Genomic DNA, 24,627 nt, shown 5'->3' with positions numbered 1-24,627 from the left:
ACACGAACGAGTGAACAACACTCCCGAGTTGGCGAACAAGTCTCCCCAGCGGGCCCCGGGGCCATGCGTGGACACCGGCTGGAACTTCCGCCCGGGCTTTGGCAGGATGCCCGCCCGCACCTCGGGGCGGAGTGATCGCTTCCGCCTCTCTCAACCTTCTGACCTGCTGGTACACACCAATCGCGGCACGGTGCAGGCACGGTGAAGGCATCGTGCAGACTGGCGGCATGCGCATCGAACTCGCGACCGCCGCCGGCACTCCGGACCGCCCGAACGAGGACTGGACGGCCTCGGTCCTCCCCGCTTCCGGTCGGGGCGGCGGGCTGGTGCTGCTCGACGGCGTGACCCCGCCGCGGGGCGATGCCGGTTGTGTGCACTCGGTCCCGTGGTTCACGGCCCGGCTGGGCGGGTCCCTGGTCGAACTGTCCGGTTCGCGGCGGGATCTGACCTTGCGGGAGATCCTCGCGGAGTCCATCCGGCGCACCGCGGACGCCCACCGTTCGACCTGTGACCTTTCTCACGTGCGTACGCCACAGGCAACCGTCGTCGTGGTCCGTTGGGACGAGGCCGAGGTGGAGCACCTGGTGCTGTCCGATTCGGTGCTGCTGCTCGCCTCGCCCGCCGGGGACGTCCGCGCGGTGCTGGACGACCGGCTCGACCGGCTGCCCCGGGAGCTCCTGGTCTCGGACGCGGTGGCCGACGCCCGGGCGCGCAACAAGGAGGGCGGCTTCTTCACGGCCGCCGCCGACCCGGCCGTGGTGGAGCGCGCGGTCACCGGACGGACGCCGCGCGCCGGGGTGCGGGCCCTGGCCGCGATGACGGACGGGGCGAGCCGCTGGACGGAGATGTTCGGTGAGGGCGACTGGGCCGCGTGCCTCGGAGTCCTGGAGAAGGAGGGCCCGCAGGCGCTGATCGACCGGGTCCGCGCCCTGGAGGACGCGGACACGGAGCGCAGGCTTCTGCGGGGCAAGACCCACGACGACGCGACGGCGGCGTACGTACTGCTGTAGGGCCGTCCGGCCGCGGGCCCCGGGCGCTCAGTCCTCGGCGCGGGCGTTCAGCTGGTGCAGCAGGCGGGCGAGTTCCGCGACCTCGGCGCGGTCCCAGTCGGCCAGCTTGCGGACGTAGCGGTCGCGGCGGGCGTCGCGGACGCTGCGGAAACGGGCGAGCCCTTCCTCGGTGAGGTGCACGAGAAACGCGCGCCCGTCGGCCGGATCGGGCTCGCGCGCCACCAGGCCGAGCGCCTCCAGGGCGCGGAGCTGCCGGCTCATGGTGGCCTTGCCGACGCCGAAGTAGGCGGCGAGATCGGTGGCCCGCTGCCGGCCGGCGGATTCCAGGCGTACGAAGAGGCCGTAGGCGGCCGCCTCCAGTTCGGGGTGCACCTCGCGCGCCATCTCGCCGGAGTTGGCCCGCGCCCGGCGCAGAAAGACGGCCAACTCCAGCTCCAGGGCGAGGAATTCGTGGTCCACACCACTTCCTCCGGTAGCGCCGGGTTCACGTCCGCTTTCGCTCCCGTGCACGTCAACTCCCCTCAAGAGCTTTCCCGCAGATGAAAGTTTCTTCCGCCGCCGGTCATCACCGCAGCTCCGCCAGTATTTCGCAGGAGTAGACCAACGGCGCCGCCCAGGCCCTCTTCCGCCGCACGGGTCTACGTGCGTAGCGTCATGCATGGCATGTCCACACCATGGCATGCATCCGGGGGTGCCGTGCGGCGCCTCCCGGGTCAGCAGATCCCCCCCACCGAGGTCTCGGAGGCACGCAATGCCCGTGCACAGATCCGGCTCCACGAAGTCCCGCCGCTCGCGCTTCGCCGCGGCCGGCACTCTGCTCGCAGCCCTCTCCCTCCTCATCGCGCTCCCCGGCGCCTCGAACGCCGCGGGCGGCGACCCCACCGCACCCGCGCGCGGCACCGCCACCATGGGCATGGGCGTCATCGCCCACGACGGCAAGGGCGGCCTGCCCGTCGGCTCCACCGTCACCCAGACCGAAGGCGTGGACGTCAGCAGCCACCAGGGCAACGTCGCCTGGTCGACGCTCTGGAACAGCGGCGTGAAGTGGGCCTACACCAAGGCCACCGAGGGGACGTACTACACGAACCCCTACTTCGCGCAGCAGTACAACGGCTCGTACAACGTCGGGATGATCCGCGGCGCCTACCACTTCGCCACCCCCGACACCACCAGCGGCGCCACCCAGGCCAACTACTTCGTGGACCACGGGGGCGGCTGGTCCAAGGACGGCAAGACCCTGCCGGGCGTGCTCGACATCGAGTGGAACCCGTACGGCGCGCAGTGCTACGGCAAGACCGCGGCCGGAATGGTGTCCTGGATTCGCGACTTCGTGAACACCTACAAGGCCCGCACCGGACGCGACGCGGTCATCTACACCGCGACGAGCTGGTGGCAGACCTGCACCGGGAACAACTCCAGCTTCGGCACCACCAACCCGCTGTGGGTGGCCCGCTACAACACCACGGTCGGCACGCTCCCGGCCGGCTGGGGCTTCTACACGATCTGGCAGTACACGTCCTCCGGCCCGACGGTGGGCGACCACAACCACTTCAACGGCGCCCTCGACCGCGTACAGGCGCTCGCCAACGGATAGCGGCGGCAGCCTCCCCGCACCACGCGAAGCCCGGTGACGTACCCCGTCGCCGGGCTTCGCCGCGTCCCGGTCACCCCACTATGAACCCGGTGTATACATCACATGTATAGTCATCGTTCCAGGTCGCACACCAGTGCGTTCGTTCATCAGAGGGAGTGGCACGCCGTGCCCAGTAAGAGGAAGTCGACCGGTGCGGGGTTGGCCGTCGGTCTTGTGACAGCGCTCACGCTCGCACTGAGCGGCTGCACGATGGAGACCACCGCGCCCGGCTCGGCCCGCGACGACGCCGCTTCGGACGCCAAGGCGCCGATGGGCCCGGTGGACTGCCGCAAGGCCAAGTGCATCGCCCTGACCTTCGACGCGGGCCCGGCGGAGGACACGCCCCGGCTGCTGGACATCCTCAAGGAGAAGAAGGTCCACGCGACGTTCTTCCTGCTGGGCAAGAACCACGTCAAGAAGCACCCGGACACCGTGCGGCGGCTCGCGGCCGAAGGCCATGAGATCGCCAACCACACCTGGTCGCACCAGATCCTGACCGACCGGAAGCCGGCCGAGATACGCGCCGAGCTGGAGAAGACGCAGGACGCCATCGCGGCGATCACCGGCAAGAAGCCCCGGCTGATGCGCCCGCCGCAGGGCCGCACCGACGACACGATCTCCGGAATCTGCAAGGACCTCGGGCTCTCCCAGATCCTGTGGAGCGCCACCGCCAAGGACTACTCGACGACCGACTCCGCCCTGATCAGGAAGCGGATAGTCGACCAGGCGAGCAAGGACGGGATCATCCTGCTGCACGACATCTACAAGGGCACCGTGCCCGCCGTGCCGGGAATCATCGACACCCTGAAGAAGCAGGGCTACACCTTCGTGACGGTCCCCCAGCTGATGGCCCCGGCCGAGCCGGTCCCGGGCACGATCTACCGTCCGTAGGCGCGGCGGTACGCGGAACGGCCCGCCTCCCCCGGTCAGGGGAGGCGGGCCGCCGCGTCCGGGCCGGTCACGCCGCCTGCGCCGCCGGAATCCTGCGCTCCGCCGTGGCCGGGGAAAGGGCGATCTCCAGGACCTGACGGACGTCGGTGACCGGGTGGACCTCCAGGGTCTCCAGCACCTCGGCCGGCACGTCGTCCAGGTCGGCCTCGTTCCGCTTGGGGATCACCACGGTGGTGATGCCCGCCCGGTGCGCGGCCAGGAGCTTCTGCTTCAGGCCGCCGATCGGGAGCACCCGCCCGGTCAGCGAGACCTCACCGGTCATCGCCACATCCGTGCGGACCAGCCGTCCGGAGAGCAGCGAGGCCAGCGCGGTCGTCATCGTGATGCCCGCGCTCGGGCCGTCCTTGGGGACCGCGCCCGCCGGGAAGTGGATGTGCACGCCCCGGTCCTTGAGGTCCGCGACCGGCAGCTCCAGCTCCGCGCCGTGCGACCGGAGGAAGCTCAGCGCGATCTGCGCCGACTCCTTCATGACGTCGCCCAGCTGGCCGGTCAGGGTCAGGCCGGACGCCCCGGTCTCCGGGTCGGCGAGCGACGCCTCGACGAAGAGGACGTCCCCGCCCGCCCCGGTCACCGCGAGCCCGGTGGCCACACCCGGCACCGACGTACGGCGCTCGGCCGGGTCCTGGGCGGACTCGGGCACGTGGTGCGGGCGGCCGATGAGACCGCGCAGGTCGTCCGCGCCCACCGTGAAGGGCAGCTCGCGGTCGCCCAGTTCGCTCTGGGCCGCGACCTTGCGCAGCAGCCGGGCGACGGCGCGCTCCAGGTTCCGCACCCCGGCCTCACGGGTGTACTCGCCGGCCAGCTTGCGCAGCGCCGGTTCGTCCAGGGTGACCTCGTCCTTCTCCAGGCCCGCCCGTTCCAGCTGGCGCGGGAGCAGGTGGTCGCGGGCGATGACGACCTTCTCGTCCTCGGTGTAGCCGTCGAGCCTGACCAGCTCCATGCGGTCGAGCAGCGCCTCCGGGATGGCCTCCAGGACATTGGCGGTGGCCAGGAAGACGACGTCGCTGAGGTCGAGCTCGACCTCCAGGTAGTGGTCGCGGAAGGTGTGGTTCTGCGCGGGGTCGAGGACTTCGAGGAGGGCGGCGGCCGGGTCGCCCCGGAAGTCGGAGCCGACCTTGTCGATCTCGTCCAGGAGGACGACCGGGTTCATGGAGCCGGCCTCCTTGATGGCGCGCACGATGCGTCCGGGCAGCGCCCCGACGTATGTACGCCGGTGGCCGCGGATCTCCGCCTCGTCCCGGACACCGCCGAGCGCGACGCGGACGAACTTGCGGCCCATGGCGTGGGCGACGGACTCCCCGAGCGAGGTCTTGCCGACGCCGGGCGGACCCACCAGGGCCAGCACCGCGCCGCCGCGCCGCCCGCCGACGACGCCGAGACCGCGGTCGGCCCGGCGCTTGCGCACCGCGAGGTATTCGGTGATGCGCTCCTTCACGTCCTGGAGGCCGGCGTGCTCGGCGTCCAGGATCTCCTGGGCGCCCTTGATGTCGTACGCGTCCTCGGTGCGCTCGGTCCAGGGCAGTTCGAGGACGGTGTCGAGCCAGGTCCTGATCCAGGAGCCCTCGGGGCTCTGGTCGGAGGCGCGCTCCAGCTTGTCGACCTCCTTGAGCGCCGCCTCGCGGACGTGCTCGGGCAGGTCGGCGGCCTCGACGCGGGCCCGGTAGTCGTCGGACTCGTCCTCCGGATCGCCGTTCAGCTCGGAGAGCTCCTTGCGTACGGCGTCGAGCTGGCGCCGCAGCAGGAACTCGCGCTGCTGCTTGTCGACGCCCTCCTGGACGTCCTTGGCGATGGACTCGGCGACGTCCTGCTCGGCAAGGTGTTCGCCCAGCCACTGGATGGCGAGCTTGAGCCGGGCGACCGGGTCGGTGGTCTCCAGGAGGCGGACCTTCTGGGCGGTCGTGAGGAAGGGCGAGTACCCCGAGTTGTCGGCGAGCGCCGAGACTCCCTCGATCTGCTGGACCCGGTCCACGACCTGCCAGGCCCCGCGCTTCTTCAGCCAGCTGGTGGCGAGCGCCTTGTACTCCTTGACCAGCTCGGCGACGGCCCCGGGCAGAGGGTCGGGGACGGATTCGTCCACCCGGACCCCCTCGACCCAGAGGGCGGCGCCGGGGCCGCTGGTGCCCGCTCCGATGCGGACCCGGTCGCGGCCCCGGATGAGGGCGCCCGGGTCGCCGTCGGAGAGCCGCCCCACCTGCTCGACGGTGCCGCGGACACCGATGCCGGTGTACGTCCCGTCGATGCGCGGGACGAGCAGCACCTCGGGCTTGCCCCCGCCCTCCCGGGCGGCGGCCTGCGCGGCCTCCACGGCGGCGCGCACCTCGGTGTCCGACAGGTCCAGCGGCACCACCATTCCCGGCAGCACGACCTCGTCGTCAAGCGGCAGCACGGGCAGGGTGAGCGGTGTGACGGCGTTGGACTCAGTAGCCATGATCTCCCCTTCGGCAGTCAAGTTGAGCTATACCGGCTCAATGCTTGTGAGCCCCGCAATGTTCCCCAAGCCCTGTTCGCTCTGAGCGATCAGCTCGTGGCCCTCGGGGACAGGCACCCGGGGACGGGCACTCGGGGCCGTTGTCAGTGGCGCCTGTCACGATGCGTGGAGATCGATTCGCCAGGGAGACATGCATGGGTACGTGGGACGTGGGCCCCTTCGACAACGACACCGCCGCCGACTGGTGCGGCGGCCTGGACGAGGCCGCGCCGGAGGCGCGCGAGGGCATGGTCCGGGCCGCGCTGACCGAGACGGTGGAGACCGCGGACTATCTGGACTCGGACGTGGCGAACGAGGCGATAGCGGCGGCCGCCCTGGTCGCGGCGCAGTGCCCCGGGGGCGCCTCCGTCGACTCCGCCTACGGCCCGGACGAGCCCCTTCCGGACCTGACCGGTCTGCGCGAGCTCGCGCTCCGGGCGCTGGACCGGGTCCTGACGGAACCGTCCGAGGCGCTGGAGCTCTGGGAGGAAGCGGAGGACGGGCCCTGGCACACGGGGATCAACCAGCTGCGCGGGACGCTTATGCCCCGGCCCTGAGCGCCCCCGATATTCCGTGGAGCGCGGGAGTTCCGCCGGACAGGATGGCCGCATGACCGAGCCCCCGCCCCCCGTACAGGCCCTGATCGTCGTGGACGTGCAGAAGGACGGGGTGGCCGGCGCGGGGGCGGTCCCCGCCGCCGAAGTGCTGCTGGACCGCACGGCGGGGCTGCTTGCCCGGGCCCGCCGGGCGGGCGCGGTCGTCGTCCACCTCCAGAACGACGGCGACCCCGGGTCGGGCGACGAGCCGTTCACGCCCGGCTGGGCGCTGCATCTGCCCGTCGAGGAGGGCCCCGCGGAGTCCGTGATCCGCAAGACCTGGGACGACGGCTTCAGGGACACGGCCCTGGGCACCGTCCTGGCGGCGGCGGGCGTGGAGTCCCTGGCCGTCTGCGGGGTCATGTCGGAGATGTGCGTCCAGGCGACGGCCCGCACCGCCCTTGAGCGCGGCTACCGGGTCGTCCTCCCCCACGACGCCCACGCCACCCACGACGTCCCGGCCGCCCCCGGCATCAGCGAGGCGGTGCCCGCCGCCGTCGTCTCCCGGGTCGCCGCCTGGGCGATCAGCGCGGACGCGAACGTCACCACGCCCGCCTCGGCCGTACGGTTCACGGCGCCGCCGGGGGCGCACCCGCACCGCGCCCCCGCGTGACGTGTGCGGCCCGGCCGGCCGGGCCGCGCCCCGTACGAACCCGCTGGCCCCCGCCCGCCCCCGCGCGACAGGATGGCAGGGACAGTCACCCCGGCCACCGGAGATCAGCGCCATGCCCCACACGTTCGGCCCCGACGCCGACGCCCCCGTCACCCTGGACCGCCGCGAGGGACCGTACGGGGAGGTCGTCCTGCGCCGGCGCGGCGAGGACTTCGAGATCATCGCCAACGGGTGCTTCCTGATGGACACCTCCGACGGGCGCTCGGAGCGGCTGCTGATCGACGCCGCGCTCGACGCGCTCCCGCCCGGCCGCACCGGGCCCGCCGTGCTCATCGGCGGGCTCGGCGTCGGGTTCTCGCTCGCCCGGGCCGCCGCCGAGCCCCGGTGGGGCCGGATCGCGGTCGCCGAGCGGGAGGAGGCGATCGTGGACTGGCACCGGCGGGGCCCGCTGGACCGGATCTCGGGGCCCGCGCTCGCCGACCCGCGTACGGAGATCCTGACGACCGACCTCGTCGCGTACCTGCGTACGACTACGGACCGTTACGACGCCCTGTGTCTGGACATCGACAACGGGCCGGACTGGACGGTCACCGAGGACAACAACGAGCTGTACTCCCCCGCCGGTCTCGCCGACTGCCGGGCGCGGCTCAACCCGGGCGGGGTGCTCGCCGTCTGGTCCGCACAACCGTCCGCCGCATTCGACCAGGCCCTGCGGAATGCCGGGTTCCAGGGGGTTCGGGCGGAAGAAGTGGGCGTTGCCCGAGGTGTGCCCGACGTGGTCCATCTCGCAATCCGGGACGAGTGAGATTCCCCCGGCGGGTATCGAAAGCCCCCGAACACCCGGGGGCCAAGGCCCACAAGCCCGGCACCCGCCCCGCGCGGGAGCCTCGCACGGCGGGCCGGCCTTGCACCCTGCGTAGCCGGAAAGCCTCCGCTGCCTCTACGCTGCTGACCGGTAGCGGGATCACCCAACTAAATTCACGAGCGAAAACCGTACGTCCGGGGGAATGGCCTCCGTGAGAACGGGCAGGGGCGGGGCGATGGAACAGACACACACCACCCACAGCGGCGTCGCGGCCACCCCGGGCGCGCAGCGCCGGGTGCTGGTGGTCGAGGACGACGCCACGATCGTCGATGCCATTTCCGCCCGGCTGCGGGCGGAGGGCTTTCTCGTGCAGACCGCGCTCGACGGCCCCGCCGCCGTGGACGCGGCCGAGGCATGGCAGCCGGACCTGATGGTGCTCGACATCATGCTGCCCGGCTTCGACGGCCTGGAGGTCTGCCGCCGGGTCCAGGCCCAGCGGCCCGTGCCGGTGCTGATGCTGACCGCGCGGGACGACGAGACCGACATGCTCGTCGGGCTCGGGGTCGGCGCCGACGACTACATGACCAAGCCGTTCTCGATGCGTGAGCTGGCCGCCCGGGTGCACGTGCTGCTGCGCCGGGTGGAGCGGGCCGCGCTGGCCGCGGTGACGCCGCGCAGCGGCATACTCCGGCTCGGCGAGCTGGAGATCGACCACGCGCAGCGCCGGGTGCGGGTCCGCGCCGACGACGTGCACCTGACCCCGACCGAGTTCGACCTGCTGGTCTGCCTGGCCAACACCCCGCGCGCGGTGCTCTCCCGGGAGCAGCTGCTCGCCGAGGTGTGGGACTGGGCGGACGCCTCGGGCACCCGGACGGTCGACAGCCACATCAAGGCGCTGCGCCGGAAGATCGGCGCGGAGCGCATCCGTACCGTGCACGGGGTGGGTTACGCGCTGGAGACCCCCGCGCCATGACCTCGCCCGGACCGGGGCTGCGGCCGTTCTCGATCAAGGCCAAGCTGGGCACCCTGGTGGTGGTCTCGGTGTTCATCACCACCGGGCTGATCATGGTGGCCTTCCGTACGCGGACCGAGCTGCGGTTCATCACCGTGTTCTCGGTCATCGCGACCCTGCTGATCACGCAGTTCGTGGCGCACGGCCTGACCGCGCCGCTGGACGAGATGCGCGCGGTGGCCCGGTCGATCTCGCACGGCGACTACACCCGGCGGGTCAACGGGGCGGGCCGGCGCGACGAGCTCGGCGACCTGGCGCAGACCATCAATCTGATGGCCGACGACCTGGCGGCCGTGGACCGGCACCGCAAGGAGCTGGTGGCGAACGTCTCGCACGAGCTGCGCACGCCCATCGCGGCGCTGAGAGCCGTCCTGGAGAACGTCGTGGACGGGGTGTCCTCGGCCGATCCGGAGACGATGCGCACCGCGCTGAAACAGACGGAGCGCCTGGGCCGCCTCGTGGAGACGCTGCTCGACCTGTCTCGCCTCGACAACGGCGTCGTCACACTGAAGGCCAACCGCTTCGAGGTGTGGCCCTATCTTTCCGGGGTGCTGAAGGAGGCGAACCTCGCCGCCGCGCACCGCCGGCTCTCCTCCGGGTCGGGCAACCACTCGCGTACGGACGTCCATCTGCACCTGGACGTGTCGCCGCCGGAGCTGACCGCGCACGCGGACGCGGAGCGGCTGCACCAGGTGGTGGCCAATCTCATCGACAACGCCGTCAAGCACAGCCCGCCGCACGGCCGGGTCACGGTGCTGGCCCGGCGCGGTCCGCAGCCGGAGTCCCTGCATCTGGAGGTGGTGGACGAGGGCCCCGGCATCCCGGAGTCCGAGCGCCACCGCGTCTTCGAGCGGTTCAACCGGGGCGACGTGGCCTCGCCGCACGGCCCGGGCAGCGACGGCGGTACGGGGCTCGGCCTGGCGATCGCCCGCTGGGCGGTGGATCTCCACGGCGGCCGGATCGGAGTGGCCGAATCTGCTCGCGGCTGCCGTATCCGCGTCACCCTTCCGGGGATTCCGCAACCACGGGGTTGACATAGGGTTCGAACCGGAAGGCCGCGTTCTCCGTGTTCCGGTGACGGGATACGGTCGAGGAGGCCGCTGCGGCGGCCTCGCGTACCCGGAGCGAAGCGGAACCATGCTTGTTTCCCGCCATTTCCAGCGCCGAAACCCGGCTTCCGATGTGACTTGCACGACGAAGACCTCCCCGGCCTGCAAGGAACGGCTGCGGAGGCGTAGCCTTGATTCCCGCTGTCCATCACCTTGCGAAGCGGAAGAGGGCGGTCACCGCCGTGTCGTCTCAGTCCCCCAGTAACTCGAGCATCTCGACCGACCAGGCCGGCCCGGGCACCAACCCGGCCGCGGCATTCGGCGCCAATGAGTGGCTCGTCGACGAGATCTACCAGCAGTACCTCCAGGACCCCAATTCGGTCGATCGTGCCTGGTGGGACTTCTTCGCCGACTACAAGCCGGGCAAGACCGGCACGGCGGACAAGACCGGTGCCGCAGCCGCGGGGGCTGCAGCGCCCGCGGCCCCGGCCGCCCCCACCACCGCACCGGCGGCCCCGGCCGCTCCGGCCCAGCCCGCCGCCCAGGCCCCGGCCGCCCCCGCCGCCCCGGCCCAGGCCGCGCCCGCCGCGCCCGCCGCGCCGAAGGCTCCGGCGAAGGCAGCCCCGGCCCCGGCCGCCAAGGCCCCCGCCGCGAAGGCCAAGGCCGCCGCGGACACCGAGGCGCCGGCCGGACCGGAGTACGTGACGCTGCGCGGCCCGTCCGCCGCGGTCGCGAAGAACATGAACGCCTCGCTGGAACTGCCCACGGCCACGTCCGTGCGCGCCGTCCCGGTGAAGCTGCTCTTCGACAACCGCATCGTCATCAACAACCACCTCAAGCGCGCCCGCGGCGGGAAGATCTCCTTCACGCACCTCATCGGGTACGCGATGGTGCAGGCGCTCAAGGCCATGCCGGCCATGAACTACTCCTACGCGGAGAAGGACGGCAAGCCGACCCTCGTCAAGCCGGAGCACGTCAACCTCGGCCTCGCCATCGACCTGGTGAAGCCGAACGGCGACCGCCAGCTGGTCGTCGCGGCCATCAAGAAGGCCGAGACGCTCAACTTCTTCGAGTTCTGGCAGGCGTACGAGGACATCGTCCGGCGCGCCCGCAACGGCAAGCTCGGCATGGACGACTTCACCGGCGTCACCGCCTCGCTGACCAACCCCGGCGGCATCGGCACCGTCCACTCGGTGCCCCGCCTGATGCCCGGTCAGGGCCTCATCATGGGCGTCGGCGCGATGGACTACCCGGCCGAGTTCCAGGGCACCTCGCAGGACACCCTGAACAAGCTGGGCATCTCCAAGGTCATGACCCTGACCTCCACGTACGACCACCGGGTCATCCAGGGTGCCGCCTCGGGCGAGTTCCTGCGCATCCTCTCCCAGCTGCTGCTCGGCGAGAACGAGTTCTACGACGAGATCTTCAAGGCGCTGCGCATCCCCTACGAGCCGGTCCGCTGGCTCAAGGACATCGACGCCTCGCACGACGACGACGTCACCAAGGCCGCGCGGGTCTTCGAGCTGATCCACTCCTACCGGGTCCGCGGCCACGTCATGGCCGACACCGACCCGCTGGAGTACCACCAGCGCAAGCACCCCGACCTCGACATCACCGAGCACGGCCTCACCCTGTGGGACCTGGAGCGGGACTTCGCGGTCGGCGGGTTCGCCGGCAAGTCGATGATGAAGCTCCGCGACATCCTCGGCGTCCTGCGCGAGTCGTACTGCCGCACCACCGGCATCGAGTTCATGCACATCCAGGACCCGAAGCAGCGCAAGTGGCTCCAGGACCGGGTGGAGCGTCCGCGCCCCAAGCCGGAGCGCGAGGAGCAGCTGCGCATCCTGCGCCGCCTGAACGCCGCCGAGGCGTTCGAGACGTTCCTGCAGACCAAGTACGTCGGCCAGAAGCGGTTCTCGCTGGAGGGCGGCGAGTCCGTCATCCCGCTGCTCGACGCGGTCATCGACTCCGCCGCCGAGGCCCGCCTGGACGAGGTCGTCATCGGCATGGCCCACCGCGGCCGCCTGAACGTCCTGGCGAACATCGTGGGCAAGTCGTACGCCCAGATCTTCCGCGAGTTCGAGGGCAACCTCGACCCGCGCTCGATGCACGGCTCCGGCGACGTCAAGTACCACCTGGGCGCCGAGGGCACCTTCACCGGCCTGGACGGCGAGCAGATCAAGGTCTCGCTGGCCGCCAACCCCTCGCACCTGGAGGCGGTCGACCCGGTCCTGGAGGGCATCGCCCGCGCCAAGCAGGACATCATCAACAAGGGCGGCACGGACTTCACCGTCCTGCCCGTCGCGCTCCACGGCGACGCGGCCTTCGCCGGCCAGGGCGTCGTCGCCGAGACGCTCAACATGTCGCAGCTGCGCGGCTACCGCACCGGCGGCACCGTGCACGTGGTGATCAACAACCAGGTCGGCTTCACCGCCGCCCCGGAGTCCTCGCGCTCCTCGATGTACGCCACCGACGTGGCGCGCATGATCGAGGCGCCGATCATCCACGTCAACGGCGACGACCCCGAGGCCGTCGTCCGGGTCGCCCGGCTCGCCTTCGAGTTCCGCCAGGCGTTCAACAAGGACGTCGTGATCGACCTCATCTGCTACCGCCGCCGCGGTCACAACGAGGGCGACAACCCGGAGTTCACCAACCCGCAGATGTACACCCTGATCGACAAGAAGCGCTCGGTGCGCAAGCTCTACACCGAGTCCCTGATCGGTCGCGGCGACATCACTCTGGAAGAGGCGGAGCAGGCGCTCCAGGACTTCCAGGGCCAGCTGGAGAAGGTCTTCGCCGAGGTCCGCGAGGCCACCTCGCAGCCCGCGCAGCCGCACGTCTCCGACCCGCAGGCGCACTTCCCGGTCGCCGTGAACACCGCGGTCTCCGCCGAGGTCGTCAAGCGGATCGCCGAGTCGCAGGTCAACATCCCCGAGTCGATCACCGTGCACCCGCGTCTGATGCCGCAGATGCAGCGCCGTGCCGCCTCGGTGGAGAACGGCACGATCGACTGGGGCATGGGCGAGACCCTGGCCATCGGTTCGCTGCTGATGGAGGGCACCCCGGTCCGGCTCGCCGGCCAGGACAGCCGCCGCGGCACCTTCGGCCAGCGCCACGCGGTGCTGGTCGACCAGGTCACGGGCGAGGACTACACCCCGCTCCTCTACCTGACGGACGACCAGGCCCGTTACAACGTCTACGACTCGCTCCTCAGCGAGTACGCGGCGATGGGCTTCGAGTACGGCTACTCGCTGGCCCGTCCGGAGTCGCTGGTCATCTGGGAGGCCCAGTTCGGTGACTTCGTCAACGGCGCGCAGACCGTCGTGGACGAGTTCATCTCCTCGGCCGAGCAGAAGTGGGGCCAGACCTCCGGCGTCACGCTGCTCCTGCCGCACGGCTACGAGGGCCAGGGCCCGGACCACTCGTCCGCCCGCCCGGAGCGCTTCCTCCAGATGTGCGCGCAGGACAACATGACGGTCGCGATGCCGACCCTGCCGTCGAACTACTTCCACCTCCTGCGGTGGCAGGTGCACAACCCGCACCACAAGCCGCTGATCGTCTTCACCCCGAAGTCGATGCTCCGCCTCAAGGCGGCGGCGTCCAAGGTGGAGGAGTTCACCTCCGGCGGCTTCCGCCCGGTCATCGGCGACGACACGGTCGACCCGAGCGCCGTCCGCAAGGTCGTCTTCTGCGCCGGCAAGGTCTACTACGACCTGGAGGCCGAGCGCGAGAAGCGCGGCGTCACGGACACCGCGATCATCCGTCTGGAGCGCCTGTACCCGCTGCCGGGTGCCGAGATCCAGGCCGAGATCGCCAAGTACCCGAACGCCGCGAAGTACCTGTGGGCCCAGGAGGAGCCGGCCAACCAGGGCGCCTGGCCGTTCATCGCCCTGAACCTGATCGACCACCTGGACCTGGCCGTCGGCGCGGACGTTCCGCACGGCGAGCGCCTGCGCCGCATCTCGCGCCCGCACGGCTCGTCCCCGGCGGTCGGCTCGGCCAAGCGCCACCAGGCGGAGCAGACCCAGCTGGTCAACGAGGTCTTCGAGGCCTGACCGGCAGCAGTACGCCCCGAGGGGCCCGTTCCGCGTTCGTTCGCGGGGCGGGCCCCTCGGCCGTGAGCGGCTCAGGTGACGAGCGGCTCGAAGGGCCAGAACCGGGGAAGCGGGTCCGCCGGACCGGCCGTGAGCACCTGGCGGCAGGCCACGGCCAGCGGGTGACGGGGCCCCAGCGCCTCGTCGGCCCGGGCGCTGTTCGTACGCCCCGGCAGACGCCGGTCCGCGGGCCGCACCAGCGCGGCGTTCAACGCCCAGCCGATCGCCCAGGGGTGGTCCTCGCCGACGGCCCGCCCCATCCGGACGACGGCCCGCTCGATGCCCTCGGCGCCGCGGTCCCGGTCGCCGGCCGTCCACCGCATCAGCCCCAGGTTCCCGCGCGTGCCGATGGTGTACGGGTGCTCGTCGCCCAGCATGCTCCGGTAGCCGGCCACCACCTGCTCGTGGAGGTCCAGGGCATCGCGGGGGTCGCCCGCCTCCCGTTGCACGGAGGCGGTTCCGGTGCTGATCATGAGGGTGAGCGGGGCGAACTCGCCCAAGGTCCGCAGGGCGTCCCGCCGGATGCGCTCCAGGTCAGCGAGCGGCGAGGTCGAGACCGTCCCCGTAGAGATCCTGCGCCGCCCCGAGCGCCCGGCGCCCGGCGCCGTCCCGGGTCTCCTCGCTGCCGTACAGGGAGTCCGCGTCGGTGACGGGCACCCCGGTGGCGGCGAACGCGTCGGCGTCCACGACCACCGGGATGGGGGCGTCCTCGCCCGGTGCGGGTGGTCCCACAACTACCGCCATCGTTGCCCCCAGTCGCCCAATTACCTTGTCGGACAAGGCTACTGACAGGGCATCACCGGTGCCATGCCCTCAGATCATCTGGGGTTCGAAGTCCCAGTACGGCCGGTTCCTGGAGCGGGCCGACACGGTGTGCACGTGCTGCGCGCCGAGTGTCGCCTCCAGGTCACCGAGCGCCTCCTCCTCGACCTTCTCCGCCCGCCGCCTGTCCCGGATTCCGCGCAGGTCGGCGGCGTGGGCGATCCGGGCCGAGAGCGTCAGGGGATGGGTGCGTCCCAGGACCTCGGTGGCACGCGTGACCACGGAGTCCGTCAGGGCCACGGCCGACTCCACGTCACCGATCAGGTTGCGGATGGCCGAGGCGTTGATGGAGCAGCCCAGCGTCCAGGGGTGGTGCTCGCCCACGGCCCGCTCCATGCCCGCGAGCGCTTCCTCCATCAGGTGGTACGCCTGCTGGCGCTCTCCGACGCTACGGAGGATCAGCGCGTGGTTGCCGCGGGTGCCCGCCACATACGGATGTTCCTCACCGAGCATGTCCACGTAGCCCTGGACGACCTTCTCGCTTATGGCCCGTGCCTGGTCGATGTCGCCGTGTTCGCGCGCGAAGAAGCTCTGGCTGGCGGCGAACATCATGGTGAGCGGGTCGCTCTCGCCCAGAGCGCGCTCGCCCCGTTCGAGGACCCGGGTGAACAGATCTGCCGCCCTGGCACGTTCGCCGTTGCGGTAGTGGCACAGGGCGAGGTTGTGCTCGGCGCGAAGGGTCTGCGGGTTGTCCACCCCGAGGACCCGCCGGTGGGTCTGAGCGCTCTGGTTCTGAAGGGAGAGCGCTTCGTTGTAGCGGCCGAGGAGCCGCAGGTCGGTGGCGTAGTTGATCTCGGAGTAGAGGGTCCATGCGTGGCGCTGGCGCAGGAGCTGACGACGGGCGTCCAAGGTCCGCCCGTTCAGTTCGAGGGCCTCGCTGTACCTGCCCAGCAACCGCAGTGTGGTGGCCAGGTTGTTCTGCGCGCTGAGGGTGCGCGAATCCTGGTCGCCCAGCAGTCCCTGATATCCGACCAGCACCGAGCTGGAGATCTCCAGCGCCTCGTCGAATCGCCCGAGGCCACGCAGGTCGGCGGCGAGTCCGGTGGCGGCGCGCAGGTATTCGAGGTCCTGGGCGCCATGCTCGACCCGCAGGTGCTCGACCGCCGCGCGTTCGATGGCCTCGGTGGCCGCGTAGTCGCCGACGGACCTGAGCAGATTGGCGTAGTGGTAGCTGAGGTCCCAGATCCTCGGGTGGTCCTCGCCGAACAGCTCCCGCCAGGCGGCCAGGGCGCGTTCGCCCAGCTTGATGCCGGCCCGGTACTCCCCCGACAGGAACATGTAGCGCAGGCAGTTGAGGACCAGCGTCTGCACCGCGGGGTCGGTGCTCTTCAGCACGTCGGCCCACTTGAGGTGCGGGGTGATCTCGGCGTACGCCGGCCACAGCCGGGTGTCGGTGGGGCGGCCCGGGTCGGCCGCCGCGAGGGCGCGCCGGACGACGTCGATGAACTCCTGGCGGTTCTCCTCCGACATGTCGTGACCGACGATCTGGTGGACCATGCGGTGCATGTAGATGGATTCACCGGCGGAGGCCGCGTCGACCACCGACTCGTGGGACTCCAGCCGGACCACGGAGTACTGGCGGAGCTGGTTGATCGCCTTGTTCCACAGCAGGGGGTCGCTCATCAGCCCGGAGACCTGTTCCGGCAGATCCCCCGGCGGCATCTCCTTCAGCAGCCGTACGGGGATGGAGCCGGGCGCGAAGAAGCTGCACAGGCGCAGCAGGTCGACGGACTCGGGAACGGTGTCCCGGAGCTTGTTCAGCAGTATCGACCAGGCGGTCTGGAAGGCGAGCGGGAAGTCGGCGGAGACCTTGACGACGTCCTGGTCGATGCCGCCTTCGAGGAGTTCGATGTACTCCTCCACGGACAGGTCCGAGTCGTTGAGCCAGCCCGCGGTCTGGTCGAGCAGCAGCGGCAGGTCTTCCAGGGCCTCGGCCAGCTGGTCGGCCTCGGCCGGGGTGAGGCGCGGGGCGCGGCGGCGGATGAAGGCCACGGACTCGTCGCGCCGGTAGACGGGGACCTCGACGAGGTTGCTGTTGTGCTCGCTCCACTCCGGGTTGCGGGAGGTGATGAGCACGTGCCCGGGCCCGGTGGGCACGAGGTCCCAGATCTGGTCGGGTTCGTCGGCGCCGTCCAGGATCAGCAGCCAGTGGGAGTGGGGGTCGCCCCGGCGCAGCGAGTCGCGGACGGCCCTGAGCCGTTCACCGTACTCGGGGCCGGTGGACAGGCCGAGTTCCGGTGCGAGTTCGGCGAGCTTCTGGCGGTAGAGGGCGCGCCGGTCGGCCTGCACCCACCACACCACGTCGTACTCGGAGCCGAAGCGGTAGACGTACTCCGCCGCCAGTTGGGTCTTGCCGACGCCGGACATGCCGTGCAGGGTCACGACCCCGGCGCCCGGTCCGGATTCCTGGAGCGCCCGGTAGGCGTCGGTGAGCAGTTGCTCGCGTCCGGTGAAGCGGATGTTGCGGCGCGGCACTCCGCCCCACACCTGCGGGGTGTCGGACGGGAATCGCGGGCCCGCGGGGGCGCCGGCGGGCAACGGGTCGGTGGGCAGCCCCAGCCGGACGAGGAGCCGCCGCTCCGCCTCCTCGGCGCCGACGTTGGTGAGGTCGGCGGCACCCAGTGCGGAGGTGGCTCCGGGAAGCGCCGACGTGGTGACGCACACGGCGGCGAACCGGTCCGGATTCGGGGCGACTTCGGAGCGCAGGGCGCGGTTCCACTCGTCGTGGCTCCGGGGGCCGAGCTGGAAGTACCAGTCGCTGAGGATCACCAGGACGCGGCCGCGTGCGAGCGTCAGGTCCCGCAGCGACTCCTCCAGCGGGATCGAGACCGGCGGGTCCCACCGCTGCTGGACGACCTCCACACCACGCCGCTCCAGACGGTCCGCGATCCACGCCGCCCAGGCGCGGTTGAAACCGGCGAAACTGATCGTGACGGTATTCGCCCCGGTTACTCCAACTGGCTTACGCGTTCCGGGCATTCAACCGTCTCCCTGCCTCGATACGAGCCTTCTCAACATACCCCGGAGCATGGCCGCTCCGACTGGAATCCGGGCGATGTTCACTGCCTTCGCGAGCCGTTCCTCTGCTGCCATATCACTCTGGCGGTCGCCACGTAGGCCTCCGCGCGCGCAAGGTGACCCGTGGGAGGCGGTGAATCCTCCAGACGGTGGTAGACCGTGATCATCTCGTTGACGACCGTCCGGCCCTCGGGCGTGAGCGCCGCCGACCCGGCCAGCACCGGCAGTACGGCCCCCACCTGCTGCCGGCAGCGCGCGTGCTCGGCCCAGGCCAGGTCCCGGTGGGTGGACCGGTGCGCGTGCAGGGCGAACCGCTGCCAGAAGTCCGCCAGCGCGAGGTGCGAGTAAGCGCCCTGGAGCAGTCCGTCGAAGGGCCGGGGGTCGGGGCGCCAGGGTGCGAAGTGCCGGGGTGTGGCGTCCTCGTGGTGCAGGGGGACGAGGGCGCAGAGCGCGGAGAGCTTGGTGTGCTGGAGTTCGTGCACGAGGGTGGCCGCGAAGTACGCGGGGGTGGAGGGCTTGCTGCTGAGCACCGCGCCGAACGCCTCGCGCCGGGTGCCGCTGCAGTGCGCTGCGCTGCGGCCGGTGGGCCCGGAGCCGGGCGGCGGGCCGAGCGGGACCATGGAGCGCAGCAGGACGGACGCCTCGGTGAGCCGGTGCTCGCCGCCCACGCGCAGCAGCGGTTCGACCCCGGACCAGGACTCGGCCCACGCCTTGCGCTCCCAGTCGTCGATCTGGGCGGCGTCGCCCAGCCCGTGGTTCTCGGCCCCGCTGCCCTGCGTCCGGTACGGGTCGAGGTCGTCGAGCAGTACGGGGCCCGCCCCGGGCACCACGGCGGGCAGCATGACCAGGGGCACCCAGCGGGGGTCCGCCGAGCTCGTGGCCCCGTCCTGCTGGACCTGGACGGTGAAGGGCGCACCGTCGGCGGGCCGTACCGTCAGCTCGCCCTCGCGGAAACGGAGTTCGACCGGTCCGTGGTCCGCGCGTACGGCTCCCAGCGTGGGCAGTGACAGGAAGCCGCCACGCGGACCGAGCCGCACCCGGAAGCCCGTCCCCGCCCGCACCCCCGCCGCGGCCACCAGCGCCGTCAGGTGGGCCAGGTCGGCCAGGAGGTCGGGCCCGGCCGGCGCCTCCGACGTCAGCCCGCCCAGCAGCCGCTGCGCCCACGGCCCGGCCATGGGGTGGAAGAGCACGGTCCGCACCGCTTCCCGGTCCGCGAGTTCGGCGGCTTCGAGGAGGGCCCAGTCCTCGCGGAGGCGGTCCAGCAACGCGGGTGGGCACGCGGCGGCCGGGGCGGCCTCCGCCGCGTCGAGCACGGCGCGCAGGAGGACGAGGCGGCGGGTGTCCTGGTCGCGGACGAGCAGGCCCAGCGACACGGCGTCGCCCTCGGTGCGGCCGAGCTGACGCAGGACGTGGTCGGGGACGGCAGGACTCATGGGGGGTCTCCAGCGGTTGCTTCGGCCAGCCGGTCCGCGATGTGGCGGATCAGCCGTTCGAGGTCGGCGCAGTAGACGGAGCGATTGCGGAAGCCGTTGTCTGCGCGGTAGCGGTGTGCGTAGTGGCCGCCCCCGCACACGGCAAGCAGCGGACAGGCGCGGCAGGCGGCGGCGAGCGCGCCGGCCCCCGCCTGGCGGGCGGCCACGCCCGGGTGGCGCAGCGCCTCGTCGAAGGTGTGGTGGAAGACGTCGAGGCCGGTGGCGGCCGCGCCGTCGTACGCGGACTTGAGCGAGTCGACCTGCTCGATGGAGCCGTCCGTCTCGACCACGACCGCGTTGACCGGGTCCAGGCCGAGGGATTCGGTCGCGGCGGGCAGCCCGAGGAGCAGCGCGAAGCACTCCTCGAACAGCCGGATCCGGGTCTCCCGCCGGGGCGCCCCCCACCAGCGGTCGAAGACCGTGCACAGCCAGTCGCCGTACGGGGTGGCCCGGCCGGTGCCTCCGGGTAGCGCCGCGAGGCCGGGCGGCGGGCTGGACCAGTTGCCGTGCGGCAGCAGGAGGTCCAGGGCCGGAGGGCGCAGGGCGAGCAGTGATTCGTACATCTCCACGGGGTCGGTGCGCGGGTCCACGACGGTGAGGATGCCCGCGTAGGCCTCGGGGTGGCGGTCGGCCAGGAGCCGGGCGCCCCGGGAGGCGGCCGGCCAGGAGGGGCGGCCCGCGTGGTCGGTGCGCAGGGTGTTGTGGGCGGCGAGCCCGCCGTCGAGGCTGATGCCGACGCGGATGCCGTGCCGGGCGAGCGTGGCGACGGCGCCGTCCGTGAGCAGCGTGGCGTTGGTCTGCACGGTGGCGCGTACGGCGCAGCCGCCCGGCACCCGTTCGCGCACGGCGTCGGCGAGGGCCGCCAGCCGGCCCGGTCCGGCGAGCAGGGGTTCGCCGCCGTGCAGGACGAGGGCGACGCTGCCGAGATCGTGCGCGGCGGCGTGCTCGGCGATCCGGGCGGCGGTGCGGTCGAGGACGGCGGGCGGCGCGGCGGACGGGCGGTCGCGCCAGGTGCGGTCGGGGCCCTCGTACAGGTAGCAGTAGCGGCAGGCCAGGTTGCAGCGGCCGTGCACCTTCACGATGAACTGGCCGAAGGGCACCTGGCGCGCACGGGTGTCACCGCGCGGCGCGGCCCGCTCCCCCCGCGGCGTCGTCCGTCCAGCCATTCGAGCACCCCCGTGCTGTACGCCGGCCGGGATGGCCCCGCTGCCGGCCCGGGGTGAGTGTCCCCGGCGTACAGCGGACGCAGGCCCGGCCAGGGCCATGATGTCCTGATCGGGCACACCCCCGGCCGAAACCGTGCGGTACGACGCTCAGAAGGCGTTGGTGAACCCCCACAGCATCTCCCTCGGCTGCTCCGCCCGTCCGCGCAGATCAGCCACCACCTCGGACAGCACCGGGTGGTCCATCGTCCGGAGGGTCACCAGGTCCAGGCCCAGCAGGTCCGGCAGTTCGCCCGTCCCGGCCGCGCCCGTGCCCTCGTACCGTGTCGACTCGCTCATCACGCCTCCCCGTACCGCAGCTCCGGGCCGGCCGGTGACACGCTCGCCGTTGAGCGCGTCCCGCCGGGCCCGCGTCCCTGGCCCGCTCTGTCGTCCGCTGCCGTGCGTGCGCGCCGGGGCCCGGGCGCGCTCGCCGTCGAGCGCGCCGCTCTCACCGCTCCAGCTCCGCCAGCCGCTCGGCGGTCGCTTCGCCCGCCGCGCCGCCGGTGTCCGGCAGTTTGCGCCATTCCTGGCGGGCCGCCCGGTACGCGTCGCGCGCGGCCCGGGGGCGTCCCGCCCTCTCGTACGTCATACCCCGCCAGTGGTTGGCTGTAGCAGCCAACTCCACGGCTTCCTGGAGATGTTGTGGACTTTCCTGCTCCATTTGTGCCTCGCCGGCCGCGTCGGCGGCCGACCGGAACGCCTCCGCGGCCTCGTCCCGGCGGGCCGGGCGGTCGAGGACGCCGGCGGCCTGGAGGAGGGCGCGGCCCAGCTCCAGCCAGCAGCGGGCGGCGGTGAGCGGGGCGGTGGCCTCCTCGGCCGCCAGCTTGAAGAGGTACTCGGCCTCCCGCAGGTCGACCCGGTCCGCCGTGGCGCGGTGGCGCAGCATCAGGGCGCGGCCCAGCATCAGCAGGCGCTCGGACTGCTGGGCGCCGCCGGCCGGCATCTCGGAGCGGCAGTCGCGCAGGACCCGGACCGCGGCGCCGATGTGCGCGCGCCCGTCCGGGAGTTCGGCGCGGCGCAGCAGCGTGGCGCCCCATTCGGCGAGCAGGTCGGTGTGGGCGCGGGAGTCGCGGGGGATGCCCCGGGCGGCGCGGGCGAACCACTCGGTGGCGGCGACGAGTTCGGCGGGGTCACCGGTGTGTTCGTAGCGGGCGGCCCGGACGCGCCCGGCCCGGGTCTGGAGCTGGGCGCGCTGCCGCTGGTCGCGTACGGTCTCCAGCGCCTGGGCGGTGAGGGTGGCGGCCTCCTCCGGCTCGGCTCCCGAGGCGAGCAGCGCGTCGACCAGGTCCAGGACGATGCGGACCTCGGTGCCCATGGTCTGCCCGGTGCTCTGGGCGAACGCGGTGCGCAGGGACCGGGCCGACTGGCGGGCGTATTCGCGGGACTGTTCGCCGTCCTGGGTGGCCCGGGCCAGCTTCAGGAGGGTGCGGCCGTGCTGGAGGGGCAGGACGGCGGGGCGGTTCTCCTGGTCGGGCCAGGCGTCGGCGAACGCTTCGAGCATGCCGCAGGCGCTCTGGAGGAGCGCGGTGTCCCCGTCGAGCCGCCACTGCGCCTCCAGGGCCCGGACCCGTTCCAGGGTGAGGCGGAGGGCTTCGCCGGGCTCCAGGCCGGGGCTGGCGCAGGCCGCGGTGTACTCGCGGTCGGCGCGCCGCAGCAGCTCCAGCGCGCCGCGCCGGTCGCCGCGCCTGCGCCGGTCGTCGGCGGCCGCGTGCAGCACCTTGGCGAGCACCGCGCGTTCCCGTACGGCGCCGGGGCGGGCGGCGGCCCGTTCGGCGGCGCTCTCGGCCTCTTCGAGCAGGTCGGCGCCGCCCTGGACCTCCCACAGGCGCAGCACGCAGCGCGCGTACTCGGCCCAGAGCTCGGTGTCGTCGGCGGGGGCCCGGCCGTGGTCGGCTGCCCCCCTGAGCAGTTGTACGGCGTCGATCAGGCGCTGCACCATCTTGTCGGTCTCGAAGTGGCGCACGAGCTCCCGCGCGCGGCGCACGGCGAGGCCGGCGGCCTGGGGGTTTCCGGGTGTCTTGGGCTCCCGGGTGACGAATCGTGGCGGTACGGGCATGAATCGCTCCAGTACGCGGGCTGCGACTTCGGCAAAGGCATGGGGGACGCGCGGACCCCCGGGTCTCTCGTTCCCCCCGTTCCCCTCGGTCTCCTCACTGTCGTCGGCGTCCTCCGCGTCCCCGGCGCCGTCCCGGGACGCGGGGTCCGTACCGGGGAGGGGCCAGGGGGTGCCGTGCGCGGCGCCGCTCGTGGTGCCGTCGCCGAGCTGGGCGTAGGCCAGGGCCGGGAAGTTGGGCCCGCCCTTGCCGAACCGCTGCTCTATGTACTGCGAGCAGTGCTTGAGTACGAGAAGGGCCTCGTCGCGGCCGAGGGGCCCGAGCAGTGCTTCCTGGACGTCGGGCTCGAAGGCGTACCACTGTCCGCTTCCGGTGCCGCCCTCCTGCCGCCTGAGGAGTCCGCTCAGCAGGACCTCGGCGAGTTCGGAGGGGCCGGAGTGCGGCAGCATCGTGCGCTGGACGAGCTGCATGACGGGCAGGTAGAGGGGGGCCGCGGCGAGGTAGACGGCGAGCTGGCCGGCCGCCGGGGAGGCCGTGGAGCGGAACCGGCTGACCAGTTGCAGCGAGGACGGGGCGTCGCCCGGGCGGCGGGCGGGGGCCGCGGGCTGGTCGGCCCTGACCCAGCCGACCGCGCCCGGGACCGAGGCCGAGCCGGTGCCGGAGAGCAGCCGGGCCCAGGCGGCGAGCGCGTCCGCGACCGGCGGCAGCACGGGCACGGCGAGGGCGCCGGGGTGGGCGGGGCCCGTCCCGGCGTCGCCGTTGACCTTGAGGAGGGTGGCCCCGGCCGGGCCCTCGCCCCGGGTGAGCGAGCCGAAGGTGACCGGCAGCCGGGTCCGGTTCCACATGCGCTGGGGCAGCGGCTGGAGCACGGCGACCGGGGCGAGCCGGGCGAGCTGGTGCAGCAGCCGGTGGGCGTGTCCGGTGCGCCAGAGGGGGCCCGCGCAGTCGCTGACCACGACGGTCACCCGGCGCCCGGTGGGGTCGCTGAGCCGGTCCGCCGAGTGCAGCGGGGCGGCGGCTGGGTCGGGGCTGCGGCTGACCGTGCAGCCGCCGTCGGGTCCGGGGTGGAGGTAGCGCATCTGCACGTCCCGGAACGCGCCGATCCGGGCGAAGATCTGCTGAAGCTCCTCGAACAGCCGGTCCCAGACCAGCATCGACGAGGAGGCGTCCATGACGCACTGCACGACGGCGTCGCCGCGCCGGACCCCGCGGAAGACCGGCATGACCACGCCCCCGGCGCGGGCGCTGCGTTCGGCGGTCGCCGCCTCGTCCAGGACCTGGCGCAGGGGTGCGGAGACCGGCCGGTAGCGCTGCAACGGGCGCAGGGCGCGGGTCAGTTCGAGGGGTGCGGGCAGCACGGGCGCGGCCGGGACGCCGAGGGGCAGCACGGTGGCGCGGGCGTCCGCGCCGGGCCGGACGTCCGTCGGGTCCGGAGCCGTGTCCGGGGCGCCGGTCCGCGTGCGGGCGGGGACGGGGTGCAGGGAGATCCGCTCGCCGTCGCCCGGTGCGGGCGTCTTCTCGCGCCGGGCCTCCGGGTCCGCGTCCGGGGCGGGGCTGTCCGGGGTGGTGGTGCGGCGGGGGCCGGGGCGCTCCTCGGAGGGGCGGTGGCCGGGGCGGCGCGCGGGGCCCTGGCCGCTCTCATCGCCGGGCGCGGTCGCGCCGCGGGTCCACCGGGCCAGCCAGAGGGCGTCGCAGAGCTGCTCGACGTCCGGGTCGAGCCCGGCGCCGCGCAGCCGGGCGACCAGCTCGGGCAGCAACCCGTCGTCGTGGAGCTCCGGGGCACCGGGCCCGCCGCCGCCACCGGTCTCGTCCGCCGCACCGGACAT

18 protein-coding genes are annotated in these 24,627 nt (G+C 72.6%); 9 read left to right on the top strand and 9 right to left on the bottom strand.

The features are described from left to right. The first annotated feature begins 227 nt into the window (after positions 1-227). Positions 228-1,010, top strand: a complete 783-nt coding sequence (locus AB0L33_RS12830; protein WP_365680493.1) for a hypothetical protein — start codon at positions 228-230, stop codon at positions 1,008-1,010. A gap of 27 nt (positions 1,011-1,037) precedes the next feature. On the opposite strand, the gene AB0L33_RS12825 is transcribed toward AB0L33_RS12830, so the two are convergent. Continuing rightward, positions 1,038-1,520 carry a MarR family transcriptional regulator gene (locus AB0L33_RS12825; protein WP_073963965.1) on the bottom strand — a complete coding sequence of 161 codons (483 nt, stop codon included), beginning with the start codon at positions 1,518-1,520 and terminating at the stop codon, positions 1,038-1,040. 241 nt (positions 1,521-1,761) lie between these two features. On the opposite strand from AB0L33_RS12825, the gene AB0L33_RS12820 reads away from it, so the two are divergent. Together AB0L33_RS12820 and AB0L33_RS12815 are read left to right on the top strand one after the other, a co-directional pair. Beyond that, positions 1,762-2,604, top strand: coding sequence for a lysozyme (locus AB0L33_RS12820; RefSeq protein ID WP_365680491.1), 843 nt, complete (start codon positions 1,762-1,764; stop codon positions 2,602-2,604). Positions 2,605-2,853: 249 nt separating this feature from the next. Then, a complete protein-coding gene (locus AB0L33_RS12815; protein ID WP_365680825.1) occupies positions 2,854-3,534 on the top strand; it encodes a polysaccharide deacetylase family protein in 681 nt (226 codons plus the stop codon). Between the two features lie 67 nt (positions 3,535-3,601). Here AB0L33_RS12815 and lon read toward each other — a convergent pair whose 3' ends face one another. Beyond that, a complete protein-coding gene (gene lon / locus AB0L33_RS12810; RefSeq protein WP_365680489.1) occupies positions 3,602-6,022 on the bottom strand; it encodes an endopeptidase La in 2,421 nt (806 codons plus the stop codon). A gap of 194 nt (positions 6,023-6,216) precedes the next feature. Between lon and AB0L33_RS12805 the strand changes: the two genes are divergently transcribed. From AB0L33_RS12805 to AB0L33_RS12780, 6 genes are all read left to right on the top strand, one after another. Further along, on the top strand, positions 6,217-6,618 hold the full coding sequence (locus AB0L33_RS12805) for a DUF4259 domain-containing protein (protein ID WP_365680487.1): 402 nt from the start codon (positions 6,217-6,219) through the stop codon (positions 6,616-6,618). 52 nt (positions 6,619-6,670) lie between these two features. Then, a complete protein-coding gene (locus tag AB0L33_RS12800) occupies positions 6,671-7,270 on the top strand; it encodes an isochorismatase family protein (RefSeq protein ID WP_365680485.1) in 600 nt (199 codons plus the stop codon). A 112-nt stretch (positions 7,271-7,382) separates the two neighbouring features. Next, positions 7,383-8,075, top strand: coding sequence for a spermidine synthase (locus AB0L33_RS12795; RefSeq protein ID WP_365680483.1), 693 nt, complete (start codon positions 7,383-7,385; stop codon positions 8,073-8,075). 235 nt (positions 8,076-8,310) lie between these two features. Continuing rightward, complete coding sequence (locus AB0L33_RS12790) at positions 8,311-9,048, top strand: response regulator transcription factor (protein WP_073963975.1); 738 nt, start codon at positions 8,311-8,313, stop codon at positions 9,046-9,048. Continuing rightward, on the top strand, positions 9,045-10,121 hold the full coding sequence (locus AB0L33_RS12785) for a HAMP domain-containing sensor histidine kinase (protein WP_018102697.1): 1,077 nt from the start codon (positions 9,045-9,047) through the stop codon (positions 10,119-10,121). Before AB0L33_RS12790 ends, AB0L33_RS12785 begins: the two co-directional genes overlap by 4 nt. Before the next feature lie 257 nt (positions 10,122-10,378). Continuing rightward, positions 10,379-14,191 carry a multifunctional oxoglutarate decarboxylase/oxoglutarate dehydrogenase thiamine pyrophosphate-binding subunit/dihydrolipoyllysine-residue succinyltransferase subunit gene (locus AB0L33_RS12780; RefSeq protein ID WP_365680481.1) on the top strand — a complete coding sequence of 1,271 codons (3,813 nt, stop codon included), beginning with the start codon at positions 10,379-10,381 and terminating at the stop codon, positions 14,189-14,191. 71 nt (positions 14,192-14,262) lie between these two features. On the opposite strand, the gene AB0L33_RS12775 is transcribed toward AB0L33_RS12780, so the two are convergent. The 7 genes from AB0L33_RS12775 to AB0L33_RS12745 form a co-directional block, all read right to left on the bottom strand. Then, the gene (locus AB0L33_RS12775; protein WP_365680479.1) at positions 14,263-14,703 is read right to left on the bottom strand and encodes a tetratricopeptide repeat protein; all 441 of its coding nucleotides are present in this window, start codon (positions 14,701-14,703) and stop codon (positions 14,263-14,265) included. Positions 14,704-14,764: 61 nt separating this feature from the next. Then, positions 14,765-14,962, bottom strand: a complete 198-nt coding sequence (locus tag AB0L33_RS12770; protein ID WP_365680477.1) for a hypothetical protein — start codon at positions 14,960-14,962, stop codon at positions 14,765-14,767. An 81-nt stretch (positions 14,963-15,043) separates the two neighbouring features. Next, a complete protein-coding gene (gene fxsT / locus AB0L33_RS12765) occupies positions 15,044-18,031 on the bottom strand; it encodes an FxSxx-COOH system tetratricopeptide repeat protein (protein WP_365680475.1) in 2,988 nt (995 codons plus the stop codon). A gap of 80 nt (positions 18,032-18,111) precedes the next feature. Next, positions 18,112-19,503, bottom strand: a complete 1,392-nt coding sequence (locus AB0L33_RS12760; RefSeq protein WP_365680473.1) for an HEXXH motif domain-containing protein — start codon at positions 19,501-19,503, stop codon at positions 18,112-18,114. Further along, positions 19,500-20,642 carry an FxsB family cyclophane-forming radical SAM/SPASM peptide maturase gene (locus tag AB0L33_RS12755; protein WP_365680823.1) on the bottom strand — a complete coding sequence of 381 codons (1,143 nt, stop codon included), beginning with the start codon at positions 20,640-20,642 and terminating at the stop codon, positions 19,500-19,502. The genes AB0L33_RS12760 and AB0L33_RS12755 overlap by 4 nt, the downstream gene beginning before the upstream one ends. Before the next feature lie 213 nt (positions 20,643-20,855). Continuing rightward, positions 20,856-21,044: an FxSxx-COOH cyclophane-containing RiPP peptide gene (gene fxsA / locus AB0L33_RS12750; protein WP_365680470.1), complete on the bottom strand. Its 189-nt coding sequence runs from the start codon at positions 21,042-21,044 to the stop codon at positions 20,856-20,858. Positions 21,045-21,195: 151 nt separating this feature from the next. Next, entirely contained in the window at positions 21,196-24,627 is a 3,432-nt protein-coding gene (locus tag AB0L33_RS12745; RefSeq protein WP_365680468.1) for an SAV_2336 N-terminal domain-related protein, read from the bottom strand.

Origin of the sequence: Streptomyces sp. NPDC052299 (assembly GCF_040679335.1) — a bacterium.
In the GTDB taxonomy this organism is placed as follows: Bacteria; Actinomycetota; Actinomycetes; order Streptomycetales; family Streptomycetaceae; genus Streptomyces.
Note: the sequence above shows the minus strand (reverse complement) of the source record. Positions and strands in the feature narration are given on the sequence as shown.